Here is a 16,183-nt window from a genome sequence, read left to right on the forward strand (position 1 = left end):
GTATTGTCGGGGATTTCCCTCCCACGAGCCTATACAACCGTATAAGCCGCTTTTACTTGTTACATCTTCTTTATCTCGCTGAAATTGAGTTCTACCGGAGTCTCCCGGCCAAACATCTCAACGTTAATGGTGATGGTCTTTTTACCTTCGTTGATGGACTTGATAGCACCAACGGTATCCTTCCATGCACCGGAAGTTACCACTACGGTATCTCCCACTTCAAAGCCAACAATTACTTCTTCATTCTTGAATCCAAGTTTTTGCATCTCTTCTTCTGTCAGAGGAACCGGTTTTGATCCAGGACCTACAAAGCCTGTTACACCACGGGTATTACGTACAACATACCATGTATCATCATTCATGACCATGTGAATCAGTACGTATCCGGGGAACATCTTTTTATCGGCCTTTTTTTCCACGCCATTTTTCAGTTCGATGACGGATTCAAGAGGAACCGATACTTCCAGAATCTGATCCTGCAAGTTTCTGTTTTCGATTGTTTTTTCAATGTCAACTTTTACTTTGTTTTCATAACCTGAATAGGTATGGACTACATACCAATTTGCTTCTGACATAAATTCACCTTAACCCTTACGAATTATAAGATAAAACTGAGACCAAACTTGATGATAAGATCAAGAAGCGCAGTAATCAGTCCTAGAGCAACCGCAGATGACATAACAGCGATTGTTTCTTTCGTTATGGTATCTTTGTCAGGCCAAACGATCTTGGAAAACTCGGCTTTCAAACCATCTACAAAACTTTTTTTCTGAGTTCCCTCGTTGTTCACTGTATCTCCCATAATCTGCCTCCTAAACTAATTACTTCGTTTCTTTGTGCATTGTATGGCTCTTACAGAATCGGCAATACTTCTTAGTTTCCATTCTGTCCGGATGAGTCTTCTTATCCTTGGTCATGTTGTAGTTACGCTGTTTACATTCAGTACATGCCAGTGTGATTTTTGTGCGCACGACTTCCACCTCCACTTAAATTATCGTTGTTGTGTTTTCAGTCCCTTTTTTCTGCTTCAAGAAATTTTGAGCATAAAAAAAAGACCTAAGCTCTTCCATTCGCCCAATTACTATAACACACAGGACTGGATTCGTCAATCTTTTTTTAGAAATACCTGCTAAATTGTAGGATTCAGCCATTATAACACGGGAAACCGGAAAAAGCAAGCCCAAAGTTTCCCGTGTGTGTGTCTAATTCTCGATTACTGTCAGATACCGCCTTAATGCATCCTGCCATGATGGAAGTGGCTGAAAACCATTTTCCTTCAGCTTATCCTTACTCATACGGCTGTTCATAGGACGCTTTGCCTTTACCGGAAACTGGTCGGAGGTCACTGGTTCAACCGCCACCTTCATGCCGGCCTGCTTAAAGATTTCACAGGCAAAATCATACCAGCTGCAAAGTCCCTCATTGGTAGCATGATAACGGCCGTATTTTTCCGTTTCAATCATATCCACCAGAAGGCGGGCAAGGTCAAAGGTATAAGTGGGAGAACCAATCTGATCGGCAACAACATTCAATTTATCCCTGGTTTTCCCCAGATTCAGCATTGTCTTTATAAAGTTCTTGCCATTTACACCGAATACCCAGGCTATTCGCACGATGAAATACTTCGCAAGTTTTTCTTCTACTTCCAGTTCTCCTTCATACTTCGTCTGCCCATAAACATTTAACGGCTCTCTGTGATCATCCGGCTCCCAGGGACGGGTTCCCTGACCGTTAAATACATAATCGGTGCTGATATACATCATTCGGATATCCAGTTCTTTGCACACTCTGGCGATGTTCCCGGTTCCTCTGGCATTGACCTTCCTGCAGATGTCCTCATTATCCTCTGCAGCATCTACTGCTGTATAAGCGGCACAGTGAATCACTGCATCCGGAGCAGCTTCCCGAATCACCCGGTTTACGCTTTCCCCATCTGTAATATCCATCTCTTCGATATCTACACCCACTGCCTCATGGTTCCGTTTTTTCAGCTCATTTACTACATCATATCCAAGCTGGCCCTTTACGCCAGTAACTAATACTTTCATCGCTGCCTCACTTTACGATTGGAATTTATAAACGTTTTCCGTACATGTTGTCGAAATAATTCTGATATTCTCCGTTTATAATATGTTTCCACCAGTCCTCATGATCCAGATACCACTGGATCGTCTGGCGGATTCCGGTGTCAAAGTTATATTTGGGCTTCCAGCCAAGTTCTGTCTCCAGTTTCTTCGGATCAATGGCATAACGCCTGTCATGTCCCGGACGGTCTGTTACGTACTTGATTAAGCTTTCCGGTTTGTTCAGTTCCTTTAAAATGGTCTTAACGACTTCTAAATTGGTCCGCTCATTATGTCCGCCTACATTATAAACTTCTCCCTCTCTTCCCTTGTGAATAATCAGATCAATGGCTTCACAGTGGTCAGATACATGGAGCCAGTCTCTTACATTCTCTCCGGTTCCGTATACAGGAAGTTCCTCATCCGCCAAAGCACGGCTGATGATAAGCGGAATCAGCTTCTCTGGAAAATGATATGGTCCGTAGTTGTTGGAGCATCTGGATATAGTAACAGGAAGCCCAAAGGTTCTCTGGTATGCCAGAACGAACAGATCGGCACTTGCTTTTGATGAAGAATAAGGGCTTGATGTATGAAGCGGAGTCTCTTCTGTAAAGAATAAATCCGGGCGGTCAAGAGGTAAATCACCGTATACCTCATCTGTGGAAACCTGATGATACCGCTTGATTCCATAGGTGCGGCATGCATCTAACAGCGTGGTGGTACCCATAACATTGGTTCTTACAAAGCTTTCCGGATCTGTAATGGAACGGTCCACGTGGCTTTCTGCCGCAAAGTTCACCACTACATCCGGTTTCTCTTTTTCGAACAACTCGAAAATAAAGGCTCTGTCTGCAATATCTCCCTTGATAAAGCGGTAATTGGATTTGTCTTCCACAGGCTTTAAAGTCTCTAAATTACCTGCATAGGTTAAAAGGTCCAGATTAATAATCTCATAGTCCGGGTATTTATTTACCATATGATGTACGAAGTTTCCGCCGATGAATCCGGCTCCTCCGGTAACGATGATTTTCATTGATTTACTCCTTTACTTATCGATATATTTTCCTGCAAGTACATCCATCAGATACTGGCCGTACTGGTTCTTCTTTAACGGTTCAATACTCTTTTCCAGCTGATCCTTTGTGATCCAGTGGTTTAAATAGGCGATTTCTTCCAGACAGGCAAGCTTTCTGTGCTGATGGGTTTCCATCGTCCGTACGAAATTAGTGGCATCAACCAGAGACTCATGTGTTCCTGTATCAAGCCAGGTAAAGCCCTGACCCAGAAGCTCCACATCCAGCTTTCCTTCTTCTAAATAGATGCGGTTTAAATCCGTAATCTCCAGTTCCCCGCGGGCGGAAGGCTGTAAGTTCTTTGCATATTCCACAACCTTATTATCGTAGAAGTAAAGACCGGTCACACAGTAATTGCTCTTGGGCGAAGACGGCTTCTCTTCAATGGAAACAGCCTTTCCTTCCGAATCAAACTCCACAATTCCAAAGCGTTCCGGATCATCCACATAGTAACCGAAAACAGTCGCTCCATCCTTCTTATTTGCAGCATGAAGAAGACGCTTTGTAAGACCATGGCCTGCAAAAATATTATCCCCTAGAATCATGGCAACGCTGTCGTCTCCGATAAATTCTTCTCCAATGACAAATGCCTGGGCAAGACCATCGGGAGAAGGCTGCACTGCGTAGGATAACCGGATACCAAACTGCGCACCACTGCCCAAAAGTGCCTCAAACCGAGGCGTATCGTCGGGAGTGGATATAATCAGAATATCCCGGATCCCTGCATTCATCAAAACAGACAGCGGATAGTAAATCATAGGTTTATCATAGATGGGCAGTAACTGTTTGGACGTTACCATGGTCAGCGGATACAGCCTTGTGCCGGACCCCCCGGCAAGTATAATTCCCTTCATTGTTTGTTTCCTCCATATTCATTCATACTGCTATCATAAAGGGTGACGTAAGGTCACGGTCAAGACTTTTTCTATTACGTTTTTCTTATTTTGTACAAATAAATACACCTGCACGCTTGGTAATATGAATATATCCCTTCTTTTCCATCTTCTTCTCTAAGTATTCACGAAACTCCTCATACCGGTCACTTAAAAACTCCTGCTGGTTTCCATGACAGGATAAAATATATTCCATCAGAGCACCTGCATCACTGACTTCCAGATGATCCTTGTATATTTCTTTTCTAACAGACTTAAAATGATGTTCTAAAATCTCTTCTCCATTCTCAAGGCCAAACACATCATAAAGGTTTACTTCAGAGAGAGAAATTCTGGAATCAAATTCCAGCACAAGCTGCCGGATCTCCTTCATATGCTCCCTGCCGTAGGTACTGCAGTAAAAAACTCCATCCTTTTTTAAGACCCTGTAAACCTGAGTCAGGACAGCATCCAGATTGGTTAAATAAAACAGAACATGATTGGCAGCCGCAGCATCATAGCACTCCTGAGGCTTATTTATCTGACGGCAGTCCAGAACTTCAAAGGCAATCTGCCCCGGGACCTGTTTTAAATTTTCCTGGGCATCCCGAACCATTCCCTTAGAAACATCTGTCAGGCAGAGGGCAGTATCTGACGGTATCCGTTCCTTATTTACACGCCAAAGCTCACCGTTTCCGCATCCCAGCTCCAGAATACGTTTTCCATTCATAGGTTCCATCTGCTTGAAAAGCCACTGAAACCAGCCTTCCGGATTGGTTGCGTATTTTTTATGAAGCCCAATCCGTATACCTACATTGGCTGCATCCTTGTACTGCTCAACCAGAGTCTTTTCCATATTTGTAATATGGATCAGGTGAAGGATTTTATTCCAGTCTACGGACTGATGATCCGACACCAGCTTTGAGGTCTCTGTTAATGTCTGCTCCACCAGCTTTAAATGCTCGATTCGCTTCCGGATCAAATTCAGCTGAAGCTTAATTGACTCACCTACATAATCATGGTCCTTATCATTAATCGTAATAGAACGGATCTCATCGAGAGAGAAACCGAGATATTTTAGAGAGAGTATCTTCTGCAGCTTTGCAAAATCGGAATCAGTATAAAGCCGGTATCCGCCAGCGCTCATACCCGCAGGCTTTAACAGCCCCTGTTTATCATAATACCTGATTGTCCGAATGGAAACACTGGCTTTTTTTGCAAATTCTCCTGAAGTATAGTACCCCTCTATATGGCTCATATCCTCTTCCTTTCTCTTTTATCTCTATCTTACAATATAATCTGGTAGTTTTCTATATCCAGAATCTGTCCAAATTTTTTTCCCACTTCGCGAATTGTTCCACAGTGAATAAATCCCAGCTGCTCATGCAGCTTAACACTGGCCTCATTGCCTCCTGTAATTACGGAAATAACCGTATGAATATCATCTCTTTCCCTTGCCATGTCAAGAATGACTTTTGCCAGTTTACCTGCGATCCCTTTTCTCCTGTAATCCTTATCAATGTATATGGAAAGTTCCACCGTTTCTTTATAAGCTTCTTTCGGCCGGTACGGAGAAAGGCTTGCATAGCCTACTGCTTTCCCATCTACCTCCGCAACAATCAGGGGATGATTTAATACATTGTGTTCCCGAAACCAGACCATGCGCTCCTCCATGGATTTTGGAGTAAAATCAAAGGTAGCAAGCCCATGCTCAACCTCATAATTGTAAATATTCAAAAGCTGCGGCATATCTTTTTCTTCTGCAGTCCTGATGTTCATTCCCATTCCTCCTGAGTCAGTCAATATTCGTTATTTATGTATCATACATCAAACTACTGCCCTCGTCCAATACAAATTGTTAATAAATACACCTTCTCTATTCCCGATTTTTTCAGCACACGGGTACATGCTTCTACTGTACTTCCTGTCGTATAAATATCGTCGATTAAAATCACATTCTTAAGTCCCGGAATCAGCTTACCAGGCAGAAAAGCTTCCTCCAGATTTTTTAAACGTTCTGTAGGATTCAGCGCTTTCTGCGGCATGGTTTTCTTATTTCGTACCAGCAGTTCGGGAAAAACCGGAATATTAAGATTTGCCTCAATTCTGCGTGCAAGAAGCTCTGCCTGGTTGAATCCTCTCTCCCTTTTTCTTGAAGGATGAACTGGTACCGGAACCAGACCATCAGCCTCCATACGCCTGATGATCTTCTCATAACGCAGACTTATGGCATCTCCGTAAAAATCCAGATATTCCCGTTTGTTTTTATATTTTATCTTAGCTATAGAATTTCTGGCATATTCCTCATAGTTAACCAGAGCTCTGCCAAATTCATAACTTCGTTTGTGTTTCATGCAGTCAAAGCAGTATTCTATATCGTTGCTTAAGACTTCCTTTCCACATTTTTTGCATACAGGATCTTTTACAAAAGAGAGATTTTTGATACAATCCGGGCAGATCAGTCTGCCCTTTGGGACGACGATGCTGTCGCAGACCGGACACCTTCTGGGAAACAGAAGGTCAATAAAAAAAGAGGATTGCATAAGATTTGAAACTCCTTTTAAGAATTATCAGACAGGCAGACGGGTAGAATTTCCATCTGCCCAAAGAATTTAAGGCAGCTTGTTTATTTCACAGATACGTTCCTTTAAGCCGGAGTATCTGCGCTGTTCCATTTCGTTATTTACCATATCCTGAAATGTACCCGGCATTCCCACCAGGCAGACACAGGTTTTTGCGCGTGTAACCGCTGTATAAATCAAATTTCTCGTCATCAGCATTCTTGGACCTGGGAAAACAGGAATTACCACTGCCGGATATTCACTTCCCTGGGATTTATGAATCGTTATGGCATAAGCCAGTTCCAGTTCCTCCAGCTGTTTATAGCTGTATTCCACCAGACGTCCCTCATCAAATTCCACAGTAACAAGCTCCGCAAATGAATTCATCTCACGAATGATACCGATGTCCCCATTATAAATACCAGTTCCCTTTTCCACCGGAATCCCGTACTTGTTTCGGACTTCCCATTCCATATTATAGTTATTCTTGATCTGCATCACCTTATCGCCGGTCCGGTAAATCACTCCTGCCGACTCCCGCTCCTGTTTTGATTCGGACGGGGGATTTAAATACTCCTGAAGAATGCTGTTCAACCGTTCCACTCCCATGACCCCTTTTCTCATCGGAGTCATAATCTGAATGTCATAGGGGTCCGCCTTCACATATGCGGGAAGCTTATTCTGAACCAGAGTAATCATGGCATTGATGATGGCATTAGGTTCATCCCTTCTGATAAACAAAAAGTCATTGCTCTTTTTACCGAGAGGGACTGCTTCCCCCCTGTTGATCATATGGGCATTGACTACGATATCGCTCTGGGTTGCCTGCCGGAAGATTTTCGTCAGCATCACTACATTAAAGCATTGGGAATCAATTAGATCTCTCAGTACATTGCCAGGCCCCACGCTTGGAAGCTGGTTTACATCACCCACCAGTATCAGCCTTGTTCCAGGGTTAATTGCCTTTAACAGGGACTGCATAAGATGAATATCTACCATGGATGTCTCATCAATAATTACAGCATCCGCATCCAGGGGATTCTCCTCATTCCTCTCAAAATGCATGGAAACAGAACGTTCGTCTCCAGGAACGCCTGTCAGTTCTAAAAGGCGGTGTATGGTCCGTGCTTCATAGCCTGTTGCTTCTGTCATTCGCTTTGCTGCTCTGCCGGTCGGGGCTGCCAGTAATATCTCCATCTCCTCGCTTTCAAAAAAGCGGATAATGGTATTAATGGTTGTGGTCTTTCCTGTTCCAGGTCCGCCCGTGATGATTAAAAGTCCGCTGTTTACAGCTTCCACCACTGCCATTACCTGTTTTTCATCCAGTTCAATCTGCTCCGTTTCCTGAAGCTTTATAAGCCTGGTTCTGATCTCTTCCTCAGGCATGGTTCCCCTGATATTCAGATCATGGAGCATCTTTCCAACATTTAATTCCATGTAATAATACTGGGCTGCATAAACGGTCCGTTTCCCGTCTGTCTCGCGGATAATCAGGCGCTTGTCCAGCTGCATATCCATCAGGTGTTTTTCGATGGATTCCTGCTCCACCTTTAACAGCTCAGAAGCAGCAGAAAGAAGCTCCTCTTCCGGCAGATAGGTATGACCGTTGGTTGTTGCCTGCAACAGGGTATAAAGAACTCCGCTTTTGATACGAAAATCCGAATCTGTAAAAATCCCTGCTTTTCTGGCAATCTCATCTGCCATTTTAAAACCGACTCCGGATATGTCATCTGCCATCTGATAGGGATTTTCCTTAATGATGCTGTAAAGCCTGGGACCATATTCCTGATAAATTTTCACAGCCAGATTCATGGAAATACCATATTCCTGAAGGAACATCATGGCCTGACGCATCTCTTTTTTCTGTTCTACCTGATTGGAGATGGACATGGCAAGCTTTTCGCTGACGCCCTTCACCTCGGACAGGCGTTCCGGCTCTTCTTCCATAATCCGGAAGGTATCCGCTTTAAAACGGCGGACAATCCTTGCTGCCAGTGCAGCACCCACACCTTTAATTGCTCCGGATCCCAGGTACCGTTCCATGGCTGCGGTATCTTCAGGAGCTTTGATTTCATAGCTTTCCACCGACAGCTGCTCTCCATATACCGGATGCTCCGTTAGGATCCCTACCGCTTCGATCCGTTCACCTTCGCTGACGTAATGGAAATTGCCCACCAGCGTATATTCTTCGCCATCCTCGGAAAGGCTCAGCACCGTATAACCGTTGTCTTCGTTCCTGTATTTAATTTTTTCTACAAATCCGCAGACTGTTGCCATGTTTCCTCCGTAAGTACAAAGAGACTGCCGTTAAATGAGCCCTGCCGGGATCTTTTGATACCGCCAGGGCCGTTAAGAGCAGTCTTGTTAATCACCAGGACTCAATACAAACGTTCCCTGATTAAAATTCTGTTTTACTGTTTCCGCCATGAGTAAACTCAATAAATTTACCGGTTCCAATTGCAACTGCAGTCAGCGGATCCTCTGCAATCATAGTAGTAATGCCTGTCTTCTCTTCGATCAGGGCGTCCAGACCGCTTAATAAAGAACCGCCTCCTGTTAAGACAATCCCTCTGTCAAAAATATCGGCAGCAAGTTCAGGCGGAGTTCTCTCCAGAACGTTATGAACCGCATCCACAATCTGCATTGCAGGCTCTTTTAACGCATCAAGGGTCTCGTCCGAAGTGACAACAATCGTCTTAGGAAGCCCTGTTACTAAGTTTCTTCCTCTTACTTCCATAGTTAAAACTTCTGGTCTGCGGTAAGCAGCTCCAATGTTAATCTTGATCTCTTCCGCTGTTCTTTCTCCGATAAGAAGATTGTGTTTCTTACGCATATAACGGACAAGCGCCTCGTCAAAATCATCACCAGCAACCTTAATGGAGGTGCTCACAACAGTACCGCCTAATGATATCACTGCAATATCGGAAGTTCCGCCGCCAATATCCACGATCATATTACCGCATGCCTTGGAAATATCAATACCGGCACCGATGGCAGCTGCCACCGGTTCCTCAATGATAGCCACTTCTCTGGCTCCTGCCTGATAGGTTGCATCCTCAACCGCTTTTTTTTCAACTTCAGTCGCTCCGCTTGGTATGCAGACACTGATTCTTGGTTTTCTTAATGTTTTCTTTCCTACTGCTTTGTTGATAAAATACTTCAGCATCTTTTCCGTTACTGTGTAATCGGAAATTACACCCTGGCGCAAAGGTCTGACTGCTACAATATTACCGGGAGTTCTTCCAATCATCAGTCTGGCTTCTTCTCCGATTGCCTTAATTTTATTGGTATCACGGTCTATCGCCACAACTGACGGCTCTTTTAAAACCACACCCTTGCCTTTGATATAAACCAGTATGCTCGCTGTACCCAAATCAATTCCAATGTCATTCGACATCATAATAATCTTCCTCCTGTTCGCTGTATCCTGTTCCCAGGGCTTCCTTTATCTTCAAATTTATGTTAATTAGTAAATGAAGTCATATTTTCCATCTTATTATATACAATAACCCCACGTTTTGAAAGGGTTTTTTTAATTTTTATTTTGTTTATGTTTTTTTAATGTGTGGTACACATTTTCTTCACATTTATATCATATACTGATAATACGTTATCCGAAAGGATGACGGGCCTTTTGTTTCAAGTAACTTACTTGAAATCACAAAGCTTTTTCATACTCATACCGGACGGTGCAAACCGTCCGGCCCCCCTAAAAGATTATAACCCGTTTCCAATTGATGGAGACGGATTTTTTTTATCCAAAAATGGGACCTGATTATCTTCAAGAATATCAAATCCCATTTTACTATTATCAGGATAACTTAAGTGCCCACTCTCTGCAGTCTATCACCTTCGTGGCAAGTCCATCATAAAATTCCGGCTCATGGCAGATTAATAGAATGCTTCCCTTGTATTCCTTCAGCGCCCTTTTCAGTTCTTCTTTTGCTTCCACATCAAGATGGTTGGTCGGCTCATCTAAAAGCAGAACATTCGTTTCTCTGTTTAACAGCTTGCATAAACGGACCTTCGCCTGCTCACCTCCGCTGAGCACCCGCACCTGGCTTTCAATGTGCTTGGTAGTCAGACCGCATTTGGCAAGTGCAGAACGGACCTGATACTGGGTATAGGAAGGGAACTCTTTCCAGATCTCTTCAATACAGGTAGTCGTATTACCAGGTGCCATCTCCTGTTCAAAATAACCAATGGAAAGATAATCTCCCAGCTCCACGCTTCCATTTAAGGAAGGGATCAGTCCCAGAATACTCTTTAAAAGAGTGGTTTTACCAATTCCGTTGGCCCCTGATAAAACCACCTTTTCCCCTCTTTCCAGGTTCAGATTCAATGGTCTGGACAATGGTTCTTCATATCCGATTACCAGGTCTCTGGTTTCAAAAATAATCTTTCCGGCTGTACGTGCTTCCATAAAATGAAACTCAGGCTTGGGCTTATCCTTAGACAGTTCAATCACTTCCATCTTATCTAACTTCTTTTGTCTGGACATTGCCATGTTCCTGGTGGAAACCCGGGCCTTGTTACGCGCCACAAAATCCTCCAGCTCTGCAATCTCCTGCTGCTGTCTCTTATACGCGGATTCCAGCTGCGCCCGTTTTACCGCATAAACCTCCTGGAACTTATCATAGTCTCCAACATAACGGTCCAATGCCTGATTTTCCATATGATAGATAATATTTACCACGCTGTTTAAGAACGGGATATCATGGGAAATCAGAATAAATGCATTTTCATATTCCACCAGATAACGTTTCAGCCATTCAATGTGCTGAACATCCAGGTAATTGGTAGGCTCGTCCAGAAGAAGAATATCCGGTTTCTCAAGCAGAAGCTTTCCTAACAGAACCTTGGTTCTCTGGCCTCCGCTTAATTCCGTTACGTCCTTATCAAGTCCCATATCACTTAATCCCAATGCTCTTGCTACTTCCTCCACCTTGGAATCAATTATATAAAAATCATGAGCCATTAAAAGATCCTGGATTGTCCCCAGTTCTTCCATCATGGAATTCATGGTTTCTTCGTCCGCTTCTCCCATCCGGTCACAGATATCATTCATCTGTTCCTCCATCTGAAACAGAAAGGCAAATGCACTTTTCAATACGTCGCGGATGGTCATTCCTTTTTCCAAAACCGTATGCTGGTCCAGATAGCCGACTCTTACTCTCTTAGCCCACTCAACTTTTCCTTCATCCGGCTGAAGCTTTGCCGTTATGATATTCATAAATGTGGATTTTCCCTCTCCATTCGCACCGATCAGACCGATGTGCTCTCCTTTTAATAACCGGAAGGATACGTCCTGAAAAATAGCGCGGTCTCCGAATCCATGTGTTAAATGTTCTACGTTTAATATACTCATTAAAAAACTCCTTTATCTATGCGGATACTTTTCATTTTTTCTTAGTGTATTTTATGGTTTGACACCATTTTTACACCATTTTTATTTGGAACATCATAATTTTACATGACAAAAGCAATTAAGGCAAGCAAAAAGCCCACGATTAAGTGAGCCTTATTTATTATGCTTGTCTTTCTAACTTCTTCATTTCTTCAACTTTTGTTTCTTCTGTAACATGAGTGTATAAATCCATTGTCATACTCAAACTGCTATGGCCTAATATTTCCTGCACAGTCTTTGGTTTCATTCCCTTTTCAAATGCTCTGGTTGCAAATGTGTGACGTAATGTATGAGGCGTTATCTTTTCAAATACAGCCGGCTCTCGCCCCTCTTCTTTGGCTTTCCTAATCTCCTGCTTATTAATATGTGAAACTATATATTTGAGATTTTCGTTTATATAACTCTCATATACAGGCTTTCCAAATTTCGTGGTAAATACAAGATTTTCAAATCCTTCCAACTCCTGATAGTTAATTCCCAGTTCAACCCTTTGCGTATTTTGCTGGAGCTTCTGCAACTTTAATACTCTGGTCATCTGAGTAAGCATTGGTATACTTCTTTTTCCGGCCTTTGTTTTTGGTTCCTGAAATTTAGGTAAGCATTTTTCACCTTTTCTTGATTGATAATACAGTAATGTCCTGTTTACAGATATAAGACTGTTTTCAAAATCTACGTCTGCCCAGGTAAGCCCCAGAATCTCGCCTATACGCATACCGGAACATAATGCAACCTTATATACATTTTCATAAGTAGAGCCCTGCATCGCTCCTTCAAAAATCTCCTGTTCTGCCGTTGTCATTACTCTCCGCTTCTTAACTCTTTGCTTCGGTAATGCTATACCAACGCATGGATTTTTAAGGATAATATCATTGTTGAGCGCATAATTCAAAATATCATAGATGATAGAATAAGTTTTCTTCATGGTATTTAAAGAAAGTTCCTTGTCTTTCATCGCATTAAATATCTTCTGAATATGCACATTTTTTATATCTTTAATTTTCAATCTTCCTATTTGAGGCTTGATATACCACTCATAATAATTCCTGTACAGCAAATATGTGGATTCTTTTACAGTATTAGCCTTATACTCTGTCAACCAGATTTCAACCCACTTATCCAACGTAACATTATTTACTTTTCCCCTAATTCCATGCTCTAACTCATATCGCATATCTTCCAGAGCTTTCTTTAGACGTTTTGGGTTATCATCATCATACAAGGTATACCGTTCACCAGCATAGGTAAAGCGCCCCATGTATCTGCCGTCTGAACGCAAGGTGATTCCTTTAGGTAACATTTTCCCGCTTTTATCTAATGCCATATTATTTACTCCTTATAAAGAGTGCAACACCAAAACTGCTATATGCCGCACTCTTTCAACTTTTTTCAACCTCATTGAATCAAAAGATTATTGTTTTCCTATAATTTATATGCCAGTCTTCTCTTTGCTTGAATAGCTATATCTATTATTCGGGTAGCGCAATGTTTTAACGCTTCCACATCCTCTTCATTCTCTAAATTTTTTAAAAGAATGGTTTTTACTACTTCCATATCATCAAGGCTATAATTAACGAATTCCATAGCCATATCTTTAATAAGCTGCTTATCCTCTTCATTCATTCTAAATTCTTCTTTATTCATTTTAAATTACCCTCCTTAGCTTTTGGTTGCAAAGTAATAATTCTATGATATAATCTAATTATCCTTATCGCATTGGTGTGTGATCGGGTATATTTTTTCATTATCCCTGTGCGTTTGCCGATGCACGGGGTTTTTATTTATGGTGCGTTTGGCAGCAGGATTATGTAATTGCCGTTATACGCCTGCTGCCGCAGTTTCATTTATTAATCGCTGTGCACCTACTGTACAGTGAATCTCATGGTCTGTGCAGGAGCCATATACTTTTTGTAAAGTATCGGGTGGTCTGCTGCAAAGGCTTTACTGTTAAACTTATTACTCATTACCGCCTTAAATCTCACGATCCAGTCACCTATTGCTGCCTCCTCTGATCCTCTGGCTTCCAACTCCTTCTTTATTTCTTCCTGCAGGACCGCCATCTGCTTTTCAATAGATTTCTTCTGGATCTCTAATTCTTTCAAGCTATTAACCTTTTTAAGTAACGTTTTCTCCGACATTGTGTGCGCTCCTTCCTCCTTGCCGATTCTTACCGGTCTATTGTTCGCCAGCTTTGGCACCTCCTCACCGGGATTGAATCCTTACACCGTTCCTGTAATCTTCCTGACTATTGGTTTTGCCATTGCTCACTCACAGGTATATTGACTGGAAGTTCATAACCTTTTCGGGGTTATCGGTGCTTTACTGTTTTGTTATCTTATGTACTTATTATACACAAAGTTAAGTGATTGTTCAAGTGGCGTTATGCACAAAATTAAGTGATTATTTCGTTACATTTGTACACTTGTTTTTGTGCACATCAAGTGCTATAATATGCTTAACATGGAAAAGATGCGCCTATTTTATAACGCCTAAATCGACCAGGGAAGGGAGGGAATACATTGGCAATCAGTTATAAGAAACTTTTTATTCTCCTTGAAGAACAAGGATGGACCACATACAGAATTAGAAAAGAAAAGCTAATAGGACAAGGAACTTTAACAGCTCTTAAAAATGGAACTGGCGGACTTGACAGCAAAACTATATCAAAATTATGTAAAGCATTAAGCTGTCAACCCGGTGATTTAATGGAATATGTACCTGACAAGGAAGAATAGGCTTGAAATACCATTGCGTATATGCTATATTAGAATTATAGAAGGAACAACCGCCCACAAGGGGTTGACCCGAATTAGGATAGAGAAGCCACCCGTACCGGTCAAGTATCAGGGTGGTTTTTCTTATGTATTGCTACTTACTAAACGTAAAAACGAATGTAAGTAATGCCAGAACGAAAAGACCAAAGGTCATAAGATCTTTAAAGTCAAACTTCATCAGCACCACCCCCATTCTATCATAGAATGAGGTCAACACACCCTGTAACACGATTGTTCCATGTCCCTATGGTAACATATCCCATTTCAATGTGCAATTACTTTTCCCGGCAGCAGGGCAACTCATTACAACGGAATATTCCGCTCCACTTGCTTTGGATCCTTCCCCAATAAGTTGGGGAAATCAACCAGGAGTAATAGTATTAAAACAGTATGGGTGGCTGTTATGTAATTACAGTGGGATTTCCCATGCTTCATAAAAAACAATATATCTCAGCCGAATTGTCGGCTCTGACCTGCTGCAGCCGTTACAGCGCCTCCGGTTCCCTCTTTAAGCTGGGCTTCCTGCTCCAGCGCTTTCAGAACCAGGTTTGCAGAATAAAAAATTGAATTCGCTTCCTTTGCCGTGATCTCCCCATTCAGTACCATGTTATTAATCTTTGCCAGGGACCGCCGTACTTCTGTCGCGGTATTCCAACGAAGCTTTTTCTTTTTACCGCCATTCTCCTTATCTTTCATTAATAGCGAAAGGCGGTATCTCTCTACAATATCACTCATTTCACAGACCTCCTGTAGCATCTATAACTTTTAAGTCTTGTTTTGGTGGGTACATCTCCGCAATCTGCCGCAGCTGCTTAAACGCAGTTTCCTTGCATTTTGATTGTATCTTGATATCACTTGCCCCATATCTCGCGTGTTCTTTTCCCTTCTCCTTTAACAGCAATATCCCCTCATAGTTCTTTGTCTCTTCCAAATAAAACACTGATGCCATGATTACAAAATATTGTTCTGTTACTCCTGCTTTAATTGTAATGTTTTGCATAATATCACCTCAATTTTTGCTATATTGTATTCTCTGATACCCAAGTAAAATAAAGATTCTCAGCACAGTCCCCCCCCCCATAAAAGCCTATATGTGCTATAACGGCATGCTAAGTTAAAACGACAAGTCTAAAATCATTCCTGCACTTATAAGGATACTCCAAAATGTGGTAACCCTGCAATATCTCAGCTATCGTAACAGCTGATGCATACTTGCTCTGAGTCGGTAAAGCGCCGTGTCAGCTTATTTAATAACAGTGGAATTTACCGCTACAAGATGCCGAACGTTCTATTGCAACATTCGTTTAAAGCGTTCGTTTTCCTTTACAATTATTTATTATTAAAAAAAGCCCTTATTACAAGCAATTACCTGTATACTTCCCATATTCTAAGGCTCATTTTACTCTAGCATTTTCCAGCATTTTGACTAGCATTTA

General features: G+C 42.1%; 18 protein-coding genes. 1 reads left to right on the forward strand and 17 read right to left on the reverse strand.

All coding sequences use genetic code 11. The features are described 5' to 3' along the window. Positions 1-59: 59 nt before the first annotated feature. The 15 genes from nusG to CRO04_RS02745 form a co-directional block, all read right to left on the reverse strand. Positions 60-575 (reverse strand): transcription termination/antitermination protein NusG, encoded by a 516-nt coding sequence (nusG, locus tag CRO04_RS02675; protein ID WP_097002673.1) that lies wholly within the window; start codon positions 573-575, stop codon positions 60-62. A gap of 23 nt (positions 576-598) precedes the next feature. Then, positions 599-802 carry a preprotein translocase subunit SecE gene (secE, locus tag CRO04_RS02680; RefSeq protein ID WP_097002674.1) on the reverse strand — a complete coding sequence of 68 codons (204 nt, stop codon included), beginning with the start codon at positions 800-802 and terminating at the stop codon, positions 599-601. A gap of 19 nt (positions 803-821) precedes the next feature. Next, the gene (gene rpmG / locus CRO04_RS02685; protein WP_013271142.1) at positions 822-971 is read right to left on the reverse strand and encodes a 50S ribosomal protein L33; all 150 of its coding nucleotides are present in this window, start codon (positions 969-971) and stop codon (positions 822-824) included. 231 nt (positions 972-1,202) lie between these two features. Beyond that, the gene (gene rfbD, locus CRO04_RS02690; protein WP_097002675.1) at positions 1,203-2,048 is read right to left on the reverse strand and encodes a dTDP-4-dehydrorhamnose reductase; all 846 of its coding nucleotides are present in this window, start codon (positions 2,046-2,048) and stop codon (positions 1,203-1,205) included. 25 nt (positions 2,049-2,073) lie between these two features. Further along, positions 2,074-3,096 (reverse strand): dTDP-glucose 4,6-dehydratase, encoded by a 1,023-nt coding sequence (gene rfbB, locus CRO04_RS02695; protein ID WP_097002676.1) that lies wholly within the window; start codon positions 3,094-3,096, stop codon positions 2,074-2,076. Between the two features lie 12 nt (positions 3,097-3,108). Next, the gene (gene rfbA / locus CRO04_RS02700) at positions 3,109-3,990 is read right to left on the reverse strand and encodes a glucose-1-phosphate thymidylyltransferase RfbA (RefSeq protein WP_097002677.1); all 882 of its coding nucleotides are present in this window, start codon (positions 3,988-3,990) and stop codon (positions 3,109-3,111) included. 85 nt (positions 3,991-4,075) lie between these two features. After that, positions 4,076-5,266 carry a MerR family transcriptional regulator gene (locus tag CRO04_RS02705; protein ID WP_097002678.1) on the reverse strand — a complete coding sequence of 397 codons (1,191 nt, stop codon included), beginning with the start codon at positions 5,264-5,266 and terminating at the stop codon, positions 4,076-4,078. Between the two features lie 29 nt (positions 5,267-5,295). Continuing rightward, positions 5,296-5,787, reverse strand: a complete 492-nt coding sequence (locus tag CRO04_RS02710) for a GNAT family N-acetyltransferase (protein WP_097002679.1) — start codon at positions 5,785-5,787, stop codon at positions 5,296-5,298. 53 nt (positions 5,788-5,840) lie between these two features. Further along, positions 5,841-6,551 carry a ComF family protein gene (locus tag CRO04_RS02715; RefSeq protein ID WP_097002680.1) on the reverse strand — a complete coding sequence of 237 codons (711 nt, stop codon included), beginning with the start codon at positions 6,549-6,551 and terminating at the stop codon, positions 5,841-5,843. Positions 6,552-6,620: 69 nt separating this feature from the next. Beyond that, on the reverse strand, positions 6,621-8,846 hold the full coding sequence (locus CRO04_RS02720) for an ATP-dependent RecD-like DNA helicase (protein ID WP_097002681.1): 2,226 nt from the start codon (positions 8,844-8,846) through the stop codon (positions 6,621-6,623). A gap of 121 nt (positions 8,847-8,967) precedes the next feature. After that, the gene (locus CRO04_RS02725) at positions 8,968-9,969 is read right to left on the reverse strand and encodes a rod shape-determining protein (protein WP_097002682.1); all 1,002 of its coding nucleotides are present in this window, start codon (positions 9,967-9,969) and stop codon (positions 8,968-8,970) included. Positions 9,970-10,380: 411 nt separating this feature from the next. After that, positions 10,381-11,937, reverse strand: coding sequence for an ABC-F family ATP-binding cassette domain-containing protein (locus tag CRO04_RS02730; protein ID WP_097002683.1), 1,557 nt, complete (start codon positions 11,935-11,937; stop codon positions 10,381-10,383). A gap of 160 nt (positions 11,938-12,097) precedes the next feature. Next, the gene (locus tag CRO04_RS02735; protein ID WP_166432448.1) at positions 12,098-13,195 is read right to left on the reverse strand and encodes a tyrosine-type recombinase/integrase; all 1,098 of its coding nucleotides are present in this window, start codon (positions 13,193-13,195) and stop codon (positions 12,098-12,100) included. Positions 13,196-13,395: 200 nt separating this feature from the next. Further along, a complete protein-coding gene (locus CRO04_RS02740) occupies positions 13,396-13,617 on the reverse strand; it encodes a hypothetical protein (protein WP_097002685.1) in 222 nt (73 codons plus the stop codon). Positions 13,618-13,835: 218 nt separating this feature from the next. After that, complete coding sequence (locus CRO04_RS02745; RefSeq protein ID WP_097002686.1) at positions 13,836-14,111, reverse strand: hypothetical protein; 276 nt, start codon at positions 14,109-14,111, stop codon at positions 13,836-13,838. A gap of 381 nt (positions 14,112-14,492) precedes the next feature. On the opposite strand from CRO04_RS02745, the gene CRO04_RS02750 reads away from it, so the two are divergent. Then, positions 14,493-14,708, forward strand: a complete 216-nt coding sequence (locus tag CRO04_RS02750) for a helix-turn-helix domain-containing protein (RefSeq protein WP_097002687.1) — start codon at positions 14,493-14,495, stop codon at positions 14,706-14,708. A gap of 489 nt (positions 14,709-15,197) precedes the next feature. On the opposite strand, the gene CRO04_RS02755 is transcribed toward CRO04_RS02750, so the two are convergent. Next, the gene (locus tag CRO04_RS02755; RefSeq protein ID WP_242974313.1) at positions 15,198-15,482 is read right to left on the reverse strand and encodes a hypothetical protein; all 285 of its coding nucleotides are present in this window, start codon (positions 15,480-15,482) and stop codon (positions 15,198-15,200) included. Between the two features lies 1 nt (position 15,483). Continuing rightward, entirely contained in the window at positions 15,484-15,747 is a 264-nt protein-coding gene (locus tag CRO04_RS02760; protein ID WP_097002688.1) for a hypothetical protein, read from the reverse strand. Positions 15,748-16,183 lie beyond the last annotated feature (436 nt).

It is taken from the genome of Lacrimispora amygdalina, assembly GCF_900205965.1.
In the GTDB taxonomy this organism is placed as follows: Bacteria; Bacillota; Clostridia; order Lachnospirales; family Lachnospiraceae; genus Lacrimispora; species Lacrimispora amygdalina_A.